This window comes from Herbidospora cretacea (assembly GCF_001570605.1).
Lineage (GTDB): Bacteria > Actinomycetota > Actinomycetes > Streptosporangiales > Streptosporangiaceae > Herbidospora > Herbidospora cretacea.
This window is the reverse complement of sequence record NZ_BBXG01000003.1, coordinates 20869-37862: the sequence shown is the minus strand read 5'-3', so window position 1 is coordinate 37862 and position 16994 is coordinate 20869. Positions and strand designations below refer to the sequence as shown.

Genomic DNA, 16994 nt, shown 5'->3' with positions numbered 1-16994 from the left:
CCAACATCCCCGGTCAACGGGGTGACCCGAAAGGCGATACGTGACTGGAGCTCTCGCCCCCACCAAGCCGCTGACCGCCCTAGACCGCTGCGACCGATGCGGCGCTCAGGCCTATATTCGCGCGATTCTTCCGGTAGGCGCTGAACTCCTGTTCTGCGCACACCATGGCCGACAGCACGTGGCCGCATTGCGCGACAAGGGCGCTGAGATCCAGGACGAATCAGCCCGACTCAGTTCGACATCCGCATCCGCCGCTCCCGACGAGCGGTGATCCGGCCACCGACACCGACAACGGCGTGATCAGGCATCCCCTGATCACGCCGTTCTCATTTCTCCGTTACGGCTCCGCCCACCCCGGCCCTGACCACCGCCCCCGCGCCGCCCGCAACCAGCGCCAACCACCCGCTCCTGCCCCGCCCCGCAACGCCGTCAGCTCAGCCATAGACCCGCCGCTGACCTGAAACGTCCGCGAACGCCGCCGACCAACCTCCCCGACGGCCGCAGATTGTCCCTGATGTGGAATCAGGCCCGCGCCGCCGATCCGCAACGGACTGGAACCTACGCTGGCCGTGTGCTCCTGTGGCCCCGGTGACGGCGTGCTGTTGGCCTGGGGTTTCGCCCTAGGCTGGGGAGGTGCTGATCCTCCTGCCGCCCTCCGAGGGCAAGGCGGCCTCGGGCCGGGGTCGTCCCGTCGATCTGGAGTCCCTGAGCTTCCCCGAGCTCACCTCGCCCCGCGAGAAGGTCCTCGACGCGCTCGTCGAGCTCTGTCACAGCCCCGAGCAGGCCCACCAGGTCCTCGGCCTGCCTCCGGGGCTCGCTGGGGAGATCAGCCGCAACCGGGGGCTGCGCACCGCCCGGACCGTCAAGGTCTCCGAGCTCTACACGGGGGTGCTCTACGACGCCCTCAGCCTCGCCACGCTCGACGCCAAGGCCAAGGCGCGCGCCACGAAGAGGGTCGTCGTCTTCTCGGGCCTCTGGGGCGCGCTGAGGCTGGGCGACCGGGTTCCGCCCTACCGGCTGTCGATGGGGGTGCGGCTTCCGCCGGTCGGCGGGCTGGCCGCGTTCTGGAAGCCGAGCCTGGGCCCGCTCCTCGACCAGGCCGGTGGGCTCGTGGTCGACCTGAGGTCGGCCACCTACGCGGCGGCCTGGAAGCCCAGGAGGGAGACGGTCGCGGTCAGGGTGCTCACCAAGGACCGGACCGTCGTCAGCCACATGGCCAAGCACACCCGGGGGCTGATCGCCCGGTCGCTGGTGGAGAGCCCCGCCACGGCGAAGGACGCCGGGGAGCTCGCCCACCTGCTGACCAGGCTGGGTCACGCCGTCGAGCTCCACCCGGGCAGGCTCGACGTGGTGCTCAGTTCGTGATGACGTTGAGTTTGCCGCAGGCCCGCTGGAACTGGTTCTCCGGCTCTCCGCCGAGGTGGGACCACGGCAACCGGCTGAACCGGCCACCTGTCCGCGTCAGATGTCCCCTCGCCGGACGTCGCAGGTCGGACAGGTAGAAGGCCGCTCCGAAGGCGTTGTGGCCCTCTATGGAGCGGGGATGGGCGGGGCCGATGCGGCGCTGCGACCACTGGCCCGCCGCGGCGACGATCTCCCGCTGCGCGTCGAAACCGAACCAGGCCCCGCGGGACATGGGAGTGCGCTGCGCGGCGGCGACCTCGAAGTGGGCCAGCGGGACGAGTGCAGGAAGAGGGCTTCCCTCAGGGGCGTGGGAGGCGACCGTGCGGGCGAATTCCAGCATTTCGGTCGCGGTTCCTCCCCAACCGGGAGAAAGAGTGATTAATCGGGCCACATTGGCCGAATAGAGGGTCGGCCAGCGCCGGGCGCATTCGTACCAGACCGAATCCTTGTCGACCCGGGGCCGTTCGAGACCGAGAGCCAGCCAGAGCATCGACTCCCACGGAACGGGGTCGGCGGGCATCAAGCCGGCCGCCGTGACCAGAGGCTGCCGGGCGCTCTCCATGGCCGCGTGGTAAGCCTCCAGCCGCTGGGCCTGGACGGCCCGCGCCTTCACCTCGGGCTTGATGTCCCAGGCCTCCTCGATCCTGGTGCGGCCCAGCCACAGCCAGAGATCAGGATTGGCCTGATCCCGGGCGATCAGGCTTTCGATGCCGCGGCTCATCCCCATGGCCGCGCGCGAGAGGGCTTCGATCCGCAGAGCCCGCACTTCCGGATCGCCCCTGGTGGCGGCCAGCAGAGGGGCGGCCGCCTCGAGATTACGGCGCTGAACGGCCAGAACCGCGTCGTCCAGCATGATGTCCGCCCATGGGCGGTCCGGGATCACTCGTGGCCCCCGAGCACGTGCTCGATCCACTTCGATTACTCCCATGGGGCGGCAGCATAGAAGCCACCGATGGGACAGGCGCTACTTTCGTGTTACGCCCGAGTAAAACCCCAACGTAAAACGGACTCGGCACGCAATATTGCGCGCCGAGTCTCGTTTACGGATATCCCTTAGTCGAGGTAGTCGCGCAGAACCTGCGAACGCGACGGGTGACGCAGCTTCGACATGGTCTTCGACTCGATCTGGCGGATGCGCTCGCGCGTCACGCCGTAGACCTTGCCGATCTCGTCGAGGGTCTTCGGCTGACCGTCGGTGAGACCGAACCGCATCGAGACGACGCCCGCCTCGCGCTCGGACAGGGTGTCCAGAACGCTGTGGAGCTGCTCCTGGAGCAGCGTGAAGCTGACGGCGTCGGCCGGGACGATGGCCTCGGAGTCTTCGATCAGGTCACCGAACTCGCTGTCGCCCTCCTCGCCGAGGGGGGTGTGGAGCGAGATCGGCTCGCGGCCGTACTTCTGGACCTCGATGACCTTCTCGGGGGTCATGTCGAGCTCGCGGGCCAGCTCCTCCGGGGTGGGCTCGCGGCCCAGGTCCTGGAGCATCTGCCGCTGCACGCGGGCCAGCTTGTTGATCACTTCGACCATGTGGACCGGGATGCGGATGGTCCGCGCCTGGTCGGCCATGGCCCGGGTGATCGCCTGCCGGATCCACCACGTGGCGTAGGTCGAGAACTTGTAGCCCTTGGTGTAGTCGAACTTCTCGACGGCGCGGATGAGACCGAGGTTGCCCTCCTGGATCAGGTCCAGGAACAGCATGCCGCGGCCGGTGTAGCGCTTGGCCAGCGAGACCACGAGGCGGAGGTTGGCCTCCAGCAGGTGGTTCTTGGCCCGGCGGCCGTCTTCGGCGATCCACTCGAGCTCGGCGCGGACGTCGACCGGGAGCTGGTCACCGTCGGTGCCCAGCTGCTCCTCGGCGAACAGGCCGGCCTCGATGCGCTTGGCGAGCTCGACCTCCTGCTCGGCGTTGAGCAGCGGGACCTTGCCGATCTGCTTCAGGTAGTCCTTCACCGGGTCGGCGGTGGCGCCGGCGGCGGCGACCTGCGCCACGGGGGCGTCGTCGTCGTCGTCGGTGAGGATCAGGACCTCTTCTTCGACCTTGGCCACGACCTCGGCGCCCTTGGGCTCGTCGGTCGTCTCCTCTTCGGAGTCGCCCTCGGTCTCGGCCTCTTCGCTCTCGACCTCGACCTCGACCTCTTCGATGTCCTCGATGTCGAAGTCTTCGATGTCGACGTCTTCGATGTCGTCGTCGTCTTCACCGGACGGGTCGGCCGACTTGGGCTTCGCGTCGGCCTTGGCGCCGGGGACGGCGGGACCCGTGGTCGGCGCGTCAGCGCCCTTGGCGCCGGGGGCGGTCTTCTTCGCGGCCGCGGTGGGCTTCGCGGCCGGGGCGGCCTTCTTCGCGGCCGGCTTCTTCGCGGCCGGAGCGGGCGCCGGATCGGTCACCACGGCGGTGACGGTCTCGGGCTGCGACTCCTTGGCGGCGGCGGCCTTGGTGGACGTCTTCTTGACGGGCGCGGCCTTGGCACGGGTCTTCGCGGGGGGCTTGGCTTTCTTGGGCCCCGCGGAGTCCTCGGCGGTGAGCCTCACGATGATGCCCTCTTTGCTGAGGCTGCGCAGGATTCCGGCGACTTGCGGCACCGGGATGTCCGCTTCCTCGACGGCCCGGCGGACATCCTCGGCTTCGAGGAAACCCTGCGAGCGCCCACGCTCGAGGAGCTGCTGAATCACTGGCTCGTTCAGCTCCGACGGCTTCGAGCGAGTCGAACTTGCAGGCGACACGAACACCTCTCGAACGAACGCATGGCGAGAATGGACCCAGGTGGTTGCTTCTTCTCCGATGGCGAGGCCGCGCGGTGGGCGACATGCCATTCTGACACGCCGCCAAACCCCGTACGGCCGCCTCCGGCCGGTTGCCCTCCACCCTAGGCCGACCGAAGGACTGGTGCGTACGGAAGCCAGTCACCGATACCCGAAAGCAACCGTTATGACTGATTCATTCAGTCACTCTTCGTGGCAGCGGGGACATGGACCGCAAGCACCGTGACGTCATCATCCTGTTCATACCCGGACAACATCCGGTCCACCAGGAAATCAAGCAACATATGGGGACTTGTCAAGATCTCCTCAGGCGCCTCCGCGACGACGGCGGAGAGCTCCCGCAGGCCGGCGTCCAGGCCCCGCTTGCGGTTTTCGACGAGACCGTCGGAGTAGAGCACCGCCGTGTGGCCGGGCGGCACAGAGAAACGGAACTGCTTGCGGCTGGTGGCCCAGCCGAGCGGGGTGCCGGGCTCGCACTCCTGGAGGATGGCGGTGCCCTGCGGGGAGACCAGCAGGGGCGGCGGGTGACCGGCCAGCGCGAGGGTGCCCTCGCCGGTGGTGGGCTCGACGACCATGTAGGCCAGCGTCGTGACCTGCTCTTCCTCCTCGGTCGCCTCGAAGACGCGGTCGAGGCCGGTGAGCACGGCCGCGGGCGGCGGGTTGGTCAGCGCGAGGGCGCGCATCGCGTTGCGGATGCGGCCCATCCCGGCGGCGGCCTTGACGCCCTTGCCCATGACGTCGCCCACCACGGCGGCCACGCGGCCGTCCTGGAGGACGAAGGCGTCGTACCAGTCGCCGCCGACCTGGACGTGGCGCGAGCCCGAGCGGAAGCGCTGGGCCAGCACGAGGCCGCGGACGACCGGCAGCCGCTCGGGGAGCAGGCTGCGCTGGAGCGTTTCGGCGGTGCGGTGCTCGCGCTCGAACAGGGTGGCCCGCTCGACGGCCAGCGCGCACTGACCGGCCAGGGCCTCCAGGAACACCCCGTCTTCCTGGGAGATCTTCTGGGGGCGGGTGAAGGAGAACCGGAGCGCTCCCAGCGCCCGCCCGGCGGCGAGCAGCGGGAGGCCCACCCAGGCCCGCTCCTGGGTGTGGGCGAGGAAGCCGTTGATCTGGTCGGTCTCGCCGCCCGCGTCGGCGAGCTGGGCGCGCAGGCTCTCGGGCGACTCGGCGAAGACCGGGCGGCGGCTGTTCACGGCCATGGTCATGACGCTGGAGCGCGACAGGGAGATGTCCTCGCCGGGCGCGCCGCCGGCGTCGGGGATCGCGCCGGAGTTGATCACCTTGAGGGTGCCGCGGTCGGGGTCGAGCAGCGCGACGGCGGAGTGGTCGGCGGCCAGGGCGGTGCGGCCGACGTCGATGATGACCTGGACGACCTGCTCGACCGTGAGGGCCTCGGCCAGGATCGCGGTCGCGCCCTGGAGGCGGGCGGTGCGCAGGGCGGCGGCGCCGAGCTGGTCGGTGAGACGGCCGCGCATCTCCTCGGCCTCACGCTGGGCGGTGACGTCGGAGTTGGCGCCCACCCACTCGATCACGCGGCCGTGGCGGATGATCGGGACGGCCCGGACCTCGAAGTCGCGGTAGCCGCTGGCGCGGGTGCGAACGCGGTAGGACCACTCGAACATGGTCCGGCCGCGCAGTGCCTCGCGCCAGGCCTCCTCGGCGGCGGCGCGGTCGTCGGGGTGGACGGCGTCGAGCCAGCCGTGGGCGAGGTACTCCTCCAGCCCCTGGCCGGTGATGGCGCGCCATTCGGGCGCGTCCTCCATGACCGCGCCGCTGGGCGAGGTGATCCAGACGAGCTGCTGCTGCGACTGGACGAGCGAGCGGTAGCGCTCCTCGCTGCGGCGCAGGTCGTCTTCGGTGTTCTGGCGTTCGGTGAGGTCGACGCCGAACAGGGAGGTGCCGATCGCGGCGCCCTCGTCGTCGTGGAGCGGGAAGAACGAGATGGTCCAGTGGCGGGTGTCGCCGTTCTCGGCGCGGGTGCGAAGCCGCTGGTCGGTGACGGGAAGACGGTCGTCGCCGATCCTGCGCAGGGCGGAGTCGATCACGTTGGCCAGGTCGGCCGACAGGATGTCGGCGGGGAAGCGGTCGATATGCCGGTCGACAGGCATCCCGGTCAGCTCGGTAAAGGTCGAGTTGACACGGACAAAACGGCCAGAGACGTCAAAGAACGCGAAGGCGTAGGGAGCCTCCGCCATGAGGCCCTTGAACAGGGCAGAGTCTGAGATGTCCAAACCCGACTCCCGGGGACGGGGCACGGAGGTTTCGGCGCTCATGGTCGGCACCTCCGTCGCGTGCCAGGGTCTCCCACGAGGCACATCTCCATAACTGTATTGAGTAGCGCAGTTCTGCCCTACATCATCGGCGATGGGCACGCATGGACGGAAGCCCCGCCCGGCATGCGGTCAACGCATCCTGTCAAAAAAGCGCCACCTCGCGCAGCAAGATAAGACTTACTTTTTGGCGGCCCTCTTCGCTTCCTGCTTGGTCGCCCGCACTTTGGCGAGGCTGCCGGCGTCGACCACGTCGGCGACCGACCGGAACGACCCCTCCTCGCCGTAAGCCCCCGCGGCCTCGCGCCAGCCCGGCGGCTGCACGCCGAGCTGTTTGCCCAGCAGCGCCAGGAAGATCTGCGCCTTCTGCTTGCCGAACCCGGGAAGGTCCGTGAGGCGGCGCAGCAACTCGGCTCCGCTGCCCGCGTCGGCCCAGACCCGCTTGGCGTCGCCATCGTAGTGGTCTGCCAGATGGGCCGCCAGTTGCCTGATCCGCCCGGCCATGGAGCCCGGATAACGGTGCACGGCCGGTTTCGCCGAAAGTATCGCGGCGAAGGCTTCCGGGTCCATCGCGGCGATCTCGTGGGCGTCGAGATCGTGGCCCAGCCGCTCGGAGATCGTGTACGGCCCCTGGAAGGCCCACTCCATGGGGATCTGCTGATCGAGCAGCATGCCCACGAGCAGCGCCAGGCCACTGCGGCCGAGAAGCTCGTCGGCCTCGGGACGCTGTGTTAGCCGGATGTACATGTTTCCAGCTTCGCACGCGTCACCCTGGTGTGTTTGGCTCATGTAACAAAACCACGCGGAGGGTTGACACCAGCGCGGAAAGTTATGGAATGAGAGACGGCACTTTCGCCCGACAACCGGTGCCCCACCGAGCACCGGAATTCCCACATTCAGCGAGGATGCCTACCTCTATGCCTACACTCGCCACGAGCTCCACAGCCGCAGGAACACGCGCTGGAACACGTGAGGCCGTCACCGCCCGGCTCACCGAGGAATTCATCACCGTTCCCCTGGTCACCGTCGAACGCTGCGTCGACGACGTCTGGGCGTGCACGGAGCACCTCGGTGTCGACGTCACTCCCGTGAGCATCGAGCGCATCGCACGGGAACACCTTCTCGCCCTGGTCAACTCCGCTCCGCCCGGCAGGAGATAAATAACGGGCTAGTCACCGGGCCGCGTTACGGTGCCTTTTGGCGTCGTAATGCGAGAAGGTGGAACAGTGAGTCGAAGACGGAGACGAGATCCCCGGGAGAATCCGCCGGACGACGTCTTCGCGGAGATGCTTCTCGCGGCCCGCGAGCTGCTCGCGGTCCGGAGCCCGCTGGACGCCGAGCTCATGGTGTCCGACATGCTGGGCGCCTGGTGGGGGAAGCGGCTGCGCGGCGGCGACGTCGAGCAGATCCTCGGTGAGGGCCTCGTCGACTACGCCGCCAAGGCGGGCACCCCCGCCGCGCTCACGCTGCTCATCTCGGTGGCCTACCTCGGCACCGCCCGGCAGGCCGCCAAGGCCGAGGGGGCCGCGCTGGCCCTCATGGAGTCCGACGTCGCGCGCCCCGGCTGGGCCGACCGGGTCGGGGCGGTCAAACCGCAGGGCTGCTATGTCTCCCGCGACATCTACGGCGACCAGGACACGGTGGTCAGCACGTTCGCCTACAACGGCGACGACGTCCACGCGCTGGTGCTCGTCGTCGACTACAACATGCGCGGCATGGCCCGCGACGCCTGGGTCTCCACCCAGGTCGACAAGCTGCTGGAGCAGGCCGGTCTGGAGGCCGCGGGCAACCCGATGCTGCGGTTCGAGGAGATCGAGCCGCAGCAGGCGCGGGCGCTGCTGGAGTTCGCCATGAAGGCGGCCCGCGAGGAGGCCTACGACCGCAAGGCGCCCAAGGTCGTCAGCGACAGCTACTCCGCCTACCACGCCTTCGCCCGGTCGCGGATCAAGGCGCTGCCCCCCGGGCGAAAGCGGCCGGCCCCGGCCCACTCCGAGGCTCCGTACACGAGGGAGCGGCGGGCCATGCTCGCGGCCGAGTTCCTGGCCAGCGACGCGGCGGAGAACCTGTCCGACCCCTCGGCGGCCTCGCGGTGCGCCGACCACATCATCGACTACGGCTGCGACCGCGACTTCGGCCGGCCCCACCGGGTCAGCCCGGCCAAGTGTGAGACGTTCCTGCTCGACTGGCTGCCCCGCAAGATCATGCTGACCCCCGCGCAGCAGGACGCCATGCCCCACGTGCTGGCGGCCTGGGTGAGGTTCGCCGGGCAGCGCATCGGCCTGCCCGACCAGGCGATCCGGGCCACCCTCGACGCGGTCTGGGAGGCGACCGGCCGGTTCGGCGTGGCCTACCGCGACCCGACGTCGTTCGGGCTCGACCGGGAGTTGGTGGAGCGGCTGCTGCCCGACGGCGACCTGTCGGCGCTGGCGCGGCGGGCGTTCGTGTTCCCGGTCCTCCAGGGCACCTACGGCGACGTCGAGCTCGACCGGCTCAACCCGGCCGACGAGGCCGACCGGCGGATCCTGCTGGAGATGGACCACGCGGGCGAGCTGTCCCGGCCCGACTTCGCCGAGCACCTGGCCTGGCACGAGGAGATCGCCAAACGTCTCTGGGACGGCGACCCGCCCCAGATGTGGGAGGCCGCGCAGCGCCTGATCGACCTCGGCCACGACCGCCACGACGTGCTCCACGTGCTGATCGAGATCGCCGAGCGCATCGGCGACCACCCCGACGAGCTCGCCGCCGCGCTCGACGACATCGCCGACATCCCCGACGAGCCGCCCGTCTAGGCTGGGGATCATGAGGATCGACCTGAACGCCGACCTCGGTGAGGGGTTCGGGGCCTGGAAGCTGGGCGACGACGACGCTCTGCTGGAGATCGTCACCAGCGCCAACGTGGCCTGCGGCTTCCACGCGGGAGACCCGCTGACGATCCGCCGCGTCTGCGAGGCCGCGGTCGCCCGGGGGGTGGCCGTCGGGGCCCAGGTGTCCTACCGCGACCTGGCCGGGTTCGGACGGCGGGAGATGGACGTGCCGGCCGAGGAGCTCCGGGCCGAGATCCTCTACCAGCTGGCGGCGGTCGACGGGATCGCCCGCGCCTGCGGGGGCCGGGTCACCTACGTGAAGCCGCATGGAGCGCTCTACAACCGGGTGGTCTGGGATCCCGTGCAGGCGCGTGCGCTGGCCGAGGCGGTGGCCGACCACGGCGGCCTGCCGATCCTGACCCTGCCGGGGTCGGCCGTCCACGGCATGGGCCCGCCCACCGTCGCCGAGTGTTTCGCCGACCGCGCGTACACCCCCGAGGGGACCCTGGTGTCCCGGCGGGAGCCGGGCTCGGTCCTGCACGACCCCGAGGAGGTGGCCGCCCGCGCGGTCCGGATGGCCCGCGACGGCGTCGTGGTGGCGGTCGACGGTTCCGAGGTGCGGGTCGCGGCCAGGTCCATCTGCGTGCACGGCGACACCCCCGGTTCCGTACGGCTGGCGCGCGCCGTCCGCCACGCGCTCACCGGCGCGGGTGTGGCAGTGGAGGCGTTCGCGTGATCAGGCGGGTGGGCGAGCGGGCCCTGCTGGTCGAGACGGGGTCGCTGGCCGCCTCCCACCGGCTCGACGCCCGGCTGCGGCTGCTGGCCGACGTCGAGGAGATCGTCCCGGGGCCGGAGACGGTCCTGGTCGTGGGCGGCCGGGCCGACCGGCTCATCCCGCTGATCGAACAGCTCGACCACTCGCCGCTGCACGACCCCGACGGGGAGCCGGTGGAGATCCCGGTCGTGTACGACGGCGCGGACCTGCCCGACGTCGCCGCGCTGGCGGGGATCTCCGTCGACGAGGTGATCGCCCGCCACACCGCGTCGGAGTTCGTGGCCGGATGGCTGGGCTTCGCCCCGGGGTTCGCCTACCTGGTGGGCCTCGATCCCACCCTCCACGTCTCCCGCCTCGACCGCCCCCGGACCGCCGTGCCGGCCGGGTCCGTGGCGATCGCCGGGGCCTACTCGGCGGTGTATCCCGCCGCCTCGCCGGGAGGCTGGCGCCTGCTGGGACGCACCACCCTCCCGGTGTGGGACGTGACGAGCGACTCCCCCGCCCTGCTGAGGCCGGGCACCCGGGTCAGGATGGTCGCCACGTGACCCCTGCCGTGGAGGTCGTCGCCCCGGGTCCCTACGCCACCGTCCAGGACTTCGGGCGGCGGGGTTACGCCCATCTCGGCGTCCCCCGCTCCGGGGCGGCCGACCTGCCGAGCCTGCGGCTGGCGAACCGGCTGGTGGGGAACGCGGAGGACGCCGCCGCGATCGAGCTCACGTTCGGCGGGGCGGTGCTGAGGTTCCGGCGCGGCGCGTGGGTGGCGCTGGCCGGGGCGCCGGCGCCCGCGTCGGGGGGCGGCATGTGGGCGCCCTTCTGGATGTCCCCGGGGGCGACGCTGTCGGTCGGGATGCCTTATGAGGGGTTGCGGACGTATGTGGCGATCCGGGGCGGCGTGTGCGTGCCGCCGGTGCTGGGCAGCATGTCGACCGACTCGCTCTCCGGCCTGGGGCCGCCGCCGCTGACGGCCGGAACGGTCCTGGCGCTGGGTGAGCCGATGTCCGCGATCCACGCCGACGTCGCGCCGCAGCGCCCCATCTCGGCCGAGCCGACCGTCCAGGTGGTGCGGGGACCCCGGGACGACTGGTTCACCGACGACGGTTTCGCCACGCTGTGCGCGGGGGCGTACAGAGTGAGCCAGGACAGCAACCGGGTCGGGGCGCGGCTGGCCGGGACGGCGCTCAGGCGGGCGCGGACCGGGGAACTGCCCAGTGAGGGCATGGTCGCCGGGGCGGTCCAGGTGCCGCCGGACGGCCAGCCCATCGTGTTCCTCGCCGACCACCCGCCGACCGGCGGCTATCCGGTCATCGGCGTGGTCACCGTGGCCGACCTGCCGAAAGTGGCCCAGCTCCGGCCCGGCGACCTGCTCAGGTTCCGGCCCGCCCGGCCCTAGTCAGCGGCGGGCGTCGCGGGCCCGCGCCACGGCCTCCGCGCGGCCGGAGACGCCGAGCTTGGCGAAGATGTTCGACACGTGGTTGCGGATCGTCTTCTCGCTGAGGAACAGGCGCTGGGCGATGGCGTGGTTGGTCAGCCCGGCCCCGACCAGGTCGAGCACCTCCTGCTCGCGGTCGGTCAGCTCGGGCAGCGGGCGCGGCCGGACGGTCTCGGCGGCCAGGGCGGCCAGCACCCGGCCCCCGGCGGACGACCCGAAGACGACCTGACCGGCCGCCACCGCCTGGAGCGACCGGACGATCTCCTCCGGCGGCGCCTCCTTGAGGAGGTAGCCCCGGGCGCCGGCCCGCACGGCCGCGATGATGCTCTCGTCGTCCGACATCATGGTCAGGGCGAGCACCGCCACGGCCGGATGTGCGGCCCTGATCCGGGCGGTGGCCTCGACGCCGCTCATGCCGGGGAGCCGCAGGTCCATCAGGACCACGTCGGGAGCGTGCCGGCCGACCAGCTCGACGGCTGCCTCGCCGGTGCCCGCGACGCCGACGACCTCGACCTCGGGCAGGTCGCGGAACAGCGCGACGAGCCCGTCGGCGAAGATCGGGTGGTCCTCGACCACGACGACGCGGATCACGAGGTCACCAGCGGGAGCCGGACGACCAGGTGGGTGCCCGTGCCGTCGCCGCTGCGCAGCTCGAACGTGCCGCCGAGTTCCTCGGACCGGCGCCGCATGGAGGTGAGGCCGACGCCCTCGGGGGCCGGTCCGAGCCCCGTCCCGTCGTCGTCGACGCGCAGTTCCAGGGCGTCGCGGGCGCGCACCCGGATGGTGCAGCGGGAGGCCCTGGCGTGGCGGGCGGCGTTGGTCAGTGCCTCGGCGGCGATCCGGTAGGCGGCCAGCTCGATCGGGGCGGGCAGGGCCGGCAGGTCGGCGTCCACCCGGACGTCGAGGTGGTCGGCGAAGCCTCTTCCCAGGTCGGCGAGCGCACCCGCGAGCCCGAGGTCGTCGAGCGGGGGCGGCCTCAGGTCGTTGACGATGGCGCGCACGTCGCCGACGGTGGCCCGGATGCGGGCCGACAGGTCGTCCATGATCGCCTTGGCCCGGGCGGGGTCGGTGTCGACCAGCCGCCGTCCGCGGTCCATCTGGAGGGCGAGCGCCGCGAGGGTGGGGCCCACGCCGTCGTGGAGTTCGTAGCGCAGGCGGTCGCGCTCCTCCTGGCGGGCGGCGAGCAGGCGGGCGTGCGAGCGGGCGAGATCGGCGCCGAGGCGGTGGGCGTGGACGGCCACCGCGACGTGCGGGGCCAGTTCCGCCAGCAGCGCCCGGTCCTTGGGGCGCAGCCGCTCGCCGACCACGAGGGTGCCGACGTTGAGGCCCCGGTGGTGCAGCGGGACGTGTTCGGCGGCCTCGCCCCGGGAGCCCCAGGAGGCCACGACCGCTCCGTGCTCCTCGACGGCGACGTAGGGCACCCGCAGCACCCGGCCGACCTCGGCGGCCACCCGTTCCAGCAGGTCCCCGGGGGCGTCGGCATCCGACAGCCGGGCCCCCAGGCGGCGCAGCGCCCTGGCCGGGTCGTCGCGGTCGCCGTACACCAGGCGGTTGGCGGCCACCCCGGCGCGCGCGTAGAGCGGATGCACGGCGAGCGCGATCAGCACCGCCGACACCCCGGCCCCCAGGACGCCGCCGAGGGTGAAGGCGATCAGCGCGTAGGCCGCCAGCAGCAGCACGCTCACGACGCTGAGGGCCAGCGCCCGCGACAGCAGCAGGTCGAGGTCCCACAGACGATGGGCCACCACGGCCACGGCCAGCCCGGCCGACAGCGGCACGCAGGCCAGGGCCAGGATCGGCGCGCCCCACGGGACCATGAGCGCCAGGCCGAACAGGCTCACCGTCAGCAGGGCCCCGGCCACGATCCACTGCAGGCGGCGGCGCGTCTCCTCGTCGGCCCGCCGGTAGCGCACCACCAGCGAGGCCACGGCCGCCACCGCGCCGACCAGCGCGCACGCGATCCCGGCCGCGCGGACCACCGGAGGAAGCCCCGTCAGGTCGGCGAGGACGCCGGTGTAGCCGGGGGGATACATCCGGCCGACCTCTCCCATCAGGGTCACCGGCTGGAGGATCCAGTCGACCGCGTTCACCGCAATCCCGGCGAGGGCGAGGGCCGCCACGGGCCGCCACCGGGGCGAGGGCAGCCGCCCGTCGGGGAAGATCATCAACAGGATGGTCGGCACCGCCAGGTAGGCCGGCACCCAGAGCCAGTTCGACGCCCACATGGCCCAGTCGTCGCCGGGCAGCCCGCCGTCGTTGATGCCCAGCAGTCCGTACGCCCCCAGCGCGACCCCCACCGCCTGGGCCGCGCCCACGACGACCATGAGCCACCCGACCCTGCTGGCCGGCCGCTGCGCCACCACAAGCACCCCGGGCACGCCGAACGCCAGCCCCGCCACGCAGCGGAAGGCGTCGAAACGGGCCACGATCCCCGTCACGCCGAGGTGCGCCAGCCGGGGCTCGACGACGAGCGCCGCCGCCACCAGGAGCACCAGCGCGCCCACCGGGACGACCACGCGCCACGTCGTTCTGTCCGTCACGAGGGAGATGGTCCCACCCGGGGGTCCCGGCGTCACGGGACGAGAAGTCCCGTCGAGGCCGGGACCCGCGCCTCACGACACCCGGCCGTCCCGCCACGGATCCTCGGAGCGTCACCCCCGCTAGGAGGAACCATGTCGTCCCTGACATCCGTCGAGCCCCCGTTCGCCCGTGCCGTGGCCGTCGCCGTCGGCGTGCTGCTCGTCATGGACGTGACCGGCGCGCTGATCTCGCTGTCGGCGGGGCTCAGCCCCACGTTCCTGGACGCCCTCGGGCCGCAGGCCCGGCTGTCGGCGCCGATCCCGATGATGGTCGCCCAGGTGATGCTCGCCTTCGCGGTGACCCGGCGGCGCCGCGCGGTCGCCGGTCCTGCCGCCGCGCTGCTGGTGGTCGCCGGGCTGCTGGCCTTCCTGTCCGGGTTCGCCGACGGCGGGTACGCCGCCGACCTGACCGCCGGTCAGCGGGTGTTCCAGGTCGCGCTCGTCGGGGGGCATCTGGCCATGGGCGTGCTCGCCGGGCTCCGCCTCGTCGCGCTCCTGCGCAAGTGAGGCCCCGGTGACTGATCTCGTGGAGGGCGGGGCGGTGGACATCCGCGTGCTGGGGCCGCTGGAGGTCGTCGGCGGCGACGGCCGCCCGCGCGGAACCGGCACGCCCAAGCAGCGGATGCTGCTCAGCGTCCTGGCCCTGGCCGAGGGCCGGCCGGTCACCCCGGCGACCCTGATCGACCGGATCTGGGGCGACGCGCCGCCCGCCGAGGCGCACGCGTCACTCCAGGTGTACGTCTCCAACCTGCGCCGGGTGCTGGAGCCGGAGCGCCGCCCGCGCGCCCAGAGCCGCCTGCTGACCTACGACCCGGCCGGATACCGGCTCGCCGTCGACCCGAGCCGTCTGGACGCGGCCCGGTTCCTCGCCCTGGTCGCCGAGGCCGAGCAGGCCACCGATCCGGTCGCGGTGGAGCGGGCCGCGACGCGGGCGCTGCGGTTGTGGCGCGGGGAGCCGTACAGCGACCTGGCCGGGCAGGACTACCTCACGGCCTCCCTGGCCCACCTCACCGAGGCCAGGGAACGGGTCCGCGAGCTGCGGGTGTCGGCCCTCATCGGCCAGCACCGGCACCACGAGGTGGTCGGGGAACTGGAGGCGCTGACCCACGAGCATCCGCTGCGGGAGCGGCTGTGGGCGCTGCGTGCCCTGGCTCTCTACCGCTGCGGCCGGCAGGGCGAGGCCCTCGACGCGCTGCGGACGGCGGGCCGCATCCTCGCCGACGAACTCGGCGTCGACCTCGGCGACGAACTCCGCGACCTCCAGCGCGACATCCTCCGCCAGGCACCCCACCTGCGACCGGCCCGAGCCCACGCTGTGGAGCGAGTGGCGAGCCGGCACGGGGAGCTCACCGCCTTGGCCCCCGCTGTGGAGCGAGTGGCGAGCCGGCACGAGGAGCTCACCGCCCTGGCCCCCGTTGTGGAGCGAGTGGCGAGCCGGCCCGGGGAGCTCACCGCCCTGGACCACCTGCTCGACGAGGCGATGGCGGGACGGCCGCAGTTCGCCCTGATCACCGGGGAGCCGGGGATCGGCAAGACCCACCTGGCCGAGGAAATGGCCGCCCGAGCGAGCGGGCGCGGCCACCTGGCGGCGATCGCCCGCTGCCCGGCGACCTCGGGGACACCCGCGTTCTGGCCATGGACCCAGGTACTCCGCCAACTGAGCCACCTCACGCCGGAGGGCACCGACGTCGGCGCAGGCAAGGGCACCGCCTTCGCAGCGGGCGAGAGCAGCGAGTTCGCAGCGGGCGAGCGCACCGCCCAAGCGCTCGCCGCCGCCGCCGCCCGCGAACGCGCGCTCCTGGTGATCCTGGACGACCTCCACCAGGCCGACCCCACCTCCCTCCGCCTCCTGAGCCACCTGGCCCAGACCTTCACCGAAGGCCGAGTGACCATCGTCGCCACCGCCCGCGACAACGAGGCGGCCGCCCAGACGTCAAGTCAGGCTCTCAACCCCCTGCTCAGCTCGACGCCCGCCTTGGCCCTCGATCCGGTTCTCAACCCGGCACTCAATCCGACCCTTGACCTGGCACTCAACCCCGCGCCGCACCTGACCTTCGACCCGATATTCGACCAGGCCCTCAATCCCGCGCTCAATCCCGCGCAGAACTCCACGCCCAACCCAGCGCCCAACCTTGCGCTCGATCCCGCGCTCAACCCAGCACTTAATCCGACCCTTGGCCTGGCACTCAACCCCGCGCCCGACTCCAAACTCAATCCCGCGCTCAACCCCGCGCCGCGCCTGACCTTTGACCCGATATTCGACCCGACCCTCAACCCCGCACTCAATCCCGCGCAGAACTCCACGCCTAACACCGCGCCCAACCCCGCGCCCAACCCCGCGCCCAACCCCGCGCCCAACCCCGCGCCCAACCCCGCGCCCAACCCCGCGCCCAACCCAGCGCTCGTCGATGTCTATGAGGCGCTGGCGCGGCGGCGGGCGCTGCGGCTGTCGTTGAGTGGGCTCACGCTGCCCGAGATCGCCCAGTTGGCCCCCGCCGGGACGCCGCGCGACGAGGTGCGGGTCCTGCGGGACCGCAGTGGGGGTAACCCCTTCTTCGCCACGGAGCTGCTCCGCCATCGGGGCGGCGGGCTGCCGCCGGGGGTGCGGGATGTGGTCGTCGGTCGGGTCGGCCGGCTGCCCGCGCCCGCAGCCGATCTGCTGCGCGTCGCGGCGGCGGTCGGCGGGGAGTTCGACGTGGCCCGGGTCGCCCGGGTCGCCGGGCTGTCCCTGGAGACCGCGCTCGACCGGCTGGAGGCCGCCATGGCCGCCGGTCTGCTCGTCGAACGCTCCCCGGGCCGTTTCGGATTCGTCCACGGCGTCGTCCGGGAGGCGCTGACCGAGGGCAGGTCCGCGCTGCGACTCGCGGTCGGCCCCGGCCCAAAAGCGGGTCACCAGCCGGTGATCAGGCGTGCCGGGGCGACGCCGCCGGGGCGGCTGTGCGGGAGGAGCCGTATCGGTCACCCGTGAGCGAA

General features: G+C 72.1%; 15 protein-coding genes. 9 read left to right on the top strand and 6 right to left on the bottom strand.

The genetic code is table 11. The features are described 5' to 3' along the window. The first annotated feature begins 40 nt into the window (after positions 1–40). Both AW270_RS41030 and AW270_RS06015 read left to right on the top strand, forming a co-directional pair. Entirely contained in the window at positions 41–271 is a 231-nt protein-coding gene (locus tag AW270_RS41030) for a DUF7455 domain-containing protein (RefSeq protein WP_082801348.1), read from the top strand. Between the two features lie 362 nt (positions 272–633). Next, on the top strand, positions 634–1365 hold the full coding sequence (locus tag AW270_RS06015) for a YaaA family protein (RefSeq protein WP_061291547.1): 732 nt from the start codon (positions 634–636) through the stop codon (positions 1363–1365). Here the strand turns inward: AW270_RS06015 and AW270_RS06010 are convergent. The 4 genes from AW270_RS06010 to AW270_RS05995 all read right to left on the bottom strand — a co-directional run bounded on the left by AW270_RS06010 (position 1355) and on the right by AW270_RS05995 (position 7181). Beyond that, positions 1355–2257 (bottom strand): hypothetical protein, encoded by a 903-nt coding sequence (locus tag AW270_RS06010; RefSeq protein WP_245674583.1) that lies wholly within the window; start codon positions 2255–2257, stop codon positions 1355–1357. The two genes, AW270_RS06015 and AW270_RS06010, sit on opposite strands and share 11 nt — an antisense overlap. A gap of 200 nt (positions 2258–2457) precedes the next feature. Next, positions 2458–4125: an RNA polymerase sigma factor gene (locus AW270_RS06005; protein WP_061292376.1), complete on the bottom strand. Its 1668-nt coding sequence runs from the start codon at positions 4123–4125 to the stop codon at positions 2458–2460. 218 nt (positions 4126–4343) lie between these two features. Beyond that, positions 4344–6437 carry a SpoIIE family protein phosphatase gene (locus tag AW270_RS06000; RefSeq protein ID WP_061292374.1) on the bottom strand — a complete coding sequence of 698 codons (2094 nt, stop codon included), beginning with the start codon at positions 6435–6437 and terminating at the stop codon, positions 4344–4346. A 177-nt stretch (positions 6438–6614) separates the two neighbouring features. After that, on the bottom strand, positions 6615–7181 hold the full coding sequence (locus tag AW270_RS05995; protein ID WP_061291543.1) for an HhH-GPD-type base excision DNA repair protein: 567 nt from the start codon (positions 7179–7181) through the stop codon (positions 6615–6617). Positions 7182–7351: 170 nt separating this feature from the next. Here AW270_RS05995 and AW270_RS05990 point away from each other — a divergent pair, with 170 nt between their 5' ends. The 5 genes from AW270_RS05990 (at position 7352) to AW270_RS05970 (ending at position 11403) form a co-directional block, all read left to right on the top strand. Further along, the gene (locus AW270_RS05990) at positions 7352–7594 is read left to right on the top strand and encodes a hypothetical protein (RefSeq protein WP_061291541.1); all 243 of its coding nucleotides are present in this window, start codon (positions 7352–7354) and stop codon (positions 7592–7594) included. A 126-nt stretch (positions 7595–7720) separates the two neighbouring features. Further along, positions 7721–9223: a hypothetical protein gene (locus AW270_RS05985; RefSeq protein ID WP_061291539.1), complete on the top strand. Its 1503-nt coding sequence runs from the start codon at positions 7721–7723 to the stop codon at positions 9221–9223. Between the two features lie 10 nt (positions 9224–9233). After that, complete coding sequence (locus AW270_RS05980) at positions 9234–9974, top strand: LamB/YcsF family protein (RefSeq protein ID WP_061291537.1); 741 nt, start codon at positions 9234–9236, stop codon at positions 9972–9974. Next, positions 9971–10558 carry a 5-oxoprolinase subunit B family protein gene (locus tag AW270_RS40460; RefSeq protein WP_061291534.1) on the top strand — a complete coding sequence of 196 codons (588 nt, stop codon included), beginning with the start codon at positions 9971–9973 and terminating at the stop codon, positions 10556–10558. Before AW270_RS05980 ends, AW270_RS40460 begins: the two co-directional genes overlap by 4 nt. Then, positions 10555–11403 carry a 5-oxoprolinase subunit C family protein gene (locus AW270_RS05970; protein WP_061291532.1) on the top strand — a complete coding sequence of 283 codons (849 nt, stop codon included), beginning with the start codon at positions 10555–10557 and terminating at the stop codon, positions 11401–11403. Before AW270_RS40460 ends, AW270_RS05970 begins: the two co-directional genes overlap by 4 nt. On the opposite strand, the gene AW270_RS05965 is transcribed toward AW270_RS05970, so the two are convergent. Both AW270_RS05965 and AW270_RS05960 read right to left on the bottom strand, forming a co-directional pair. Next, entirely contained in the window at positions 11404–12033 is a 630-nt protein-coding gene (locus AW270_RS05965; RefSeq protein ID WP_218009111.1) for a response regulator, read from the bottom strand. Next, complete coding sequence (locus tag AW270_RS05960; RefSeq protein ID WP_157521731.1) at positions 12030–13982, bottom strand: ATP-binding protein; 1953 nt, start codon at positions 13980–13982, stop codon at positions 12030–12032. Before AW270_RS05960 ends, AW270_RS05965 begins: the two co-directional genes overlap by 4 nt. Before the next feature lie 132 nt (positions 13983–14114). Between AW270_RS05960 and AW270_RS05955 the strand changes: the two genes are divergently transcribed. After that, positions 14115–14528: a hypothetical protein gene (locus AW270_RS05955; RefSeq protein ID WP_061291528.1), complete on the top strand. Its 414-nt coding sequence runs from the start codon at positions 14115–14117 to the stop codon at positions 14526–14528. A gap of 7 nt (positions 14529–14535) precedes the next feature. Continuing rightward, positions 14536–16989 (top strand): AfsR/SARP family transcriptional regulator, encoded by a 2454-nt coding sequence (locus tag AW270_RS05950; RefSeq protein ID WP_157521730.1) that lies wholly within the window; start codon positions 14536–14538, stop codon positions 16987–16989. The last annotated feature ends 5 nt before the right edge of the window (positions 16990–16994 follow it).

Coding starts and splice junctions, on each gene's coding strand:
- AW270_RS06010 (WP_245674583.1), bottom strand. CDS start 2,257: ATGCTGGACGACGCGGTTCTGGCCGTTCAGCGCCGTAATCTCGAGGCG.
- AW270_RS06000 (WP_061292374.1), bottom strand. CDS start 6,437: ATGAGCGCCGAAACCTCCGTGCCCCGTCCCCGGGAGTCGGGTTTGGAC.
- AW270_RS05995 (WP_061291543.1), bottom strand. CDS start 7,181: ATGTACATCCGGCTAACACAGCGTCCCGAGGCCGACGAGCTTCTCGGC.
- AW270_RS05990 (WP_061291541.1), top strand. CDS start 7,352: ATGCCTACACTCGCCACGAGCTCCACAGCCGCAGGAACACGCGCTGGA.
- AW270_RS05985 (WP_061291539.1), top strand. CDS start 7,721: ATGCTTCTCGCGGCCCGCGAGCTGCTCGCGGTCCGGAGCCCGCTGGAC.
- AW270_RS05980 (WP_061291537.1), top strand. CDS start 9,234: ATGAGGATCGACCTGAACGCCGACCTCGGTGAGGGGTTCGGGGCCTGG.
- AW270_RS05955 (WP_061291528.1), top strand. CDS start 14,115: ATGTCGTCCCTGACATCCGTCGAGCCCCCGTTCGCCCGTGCCGTGGCC.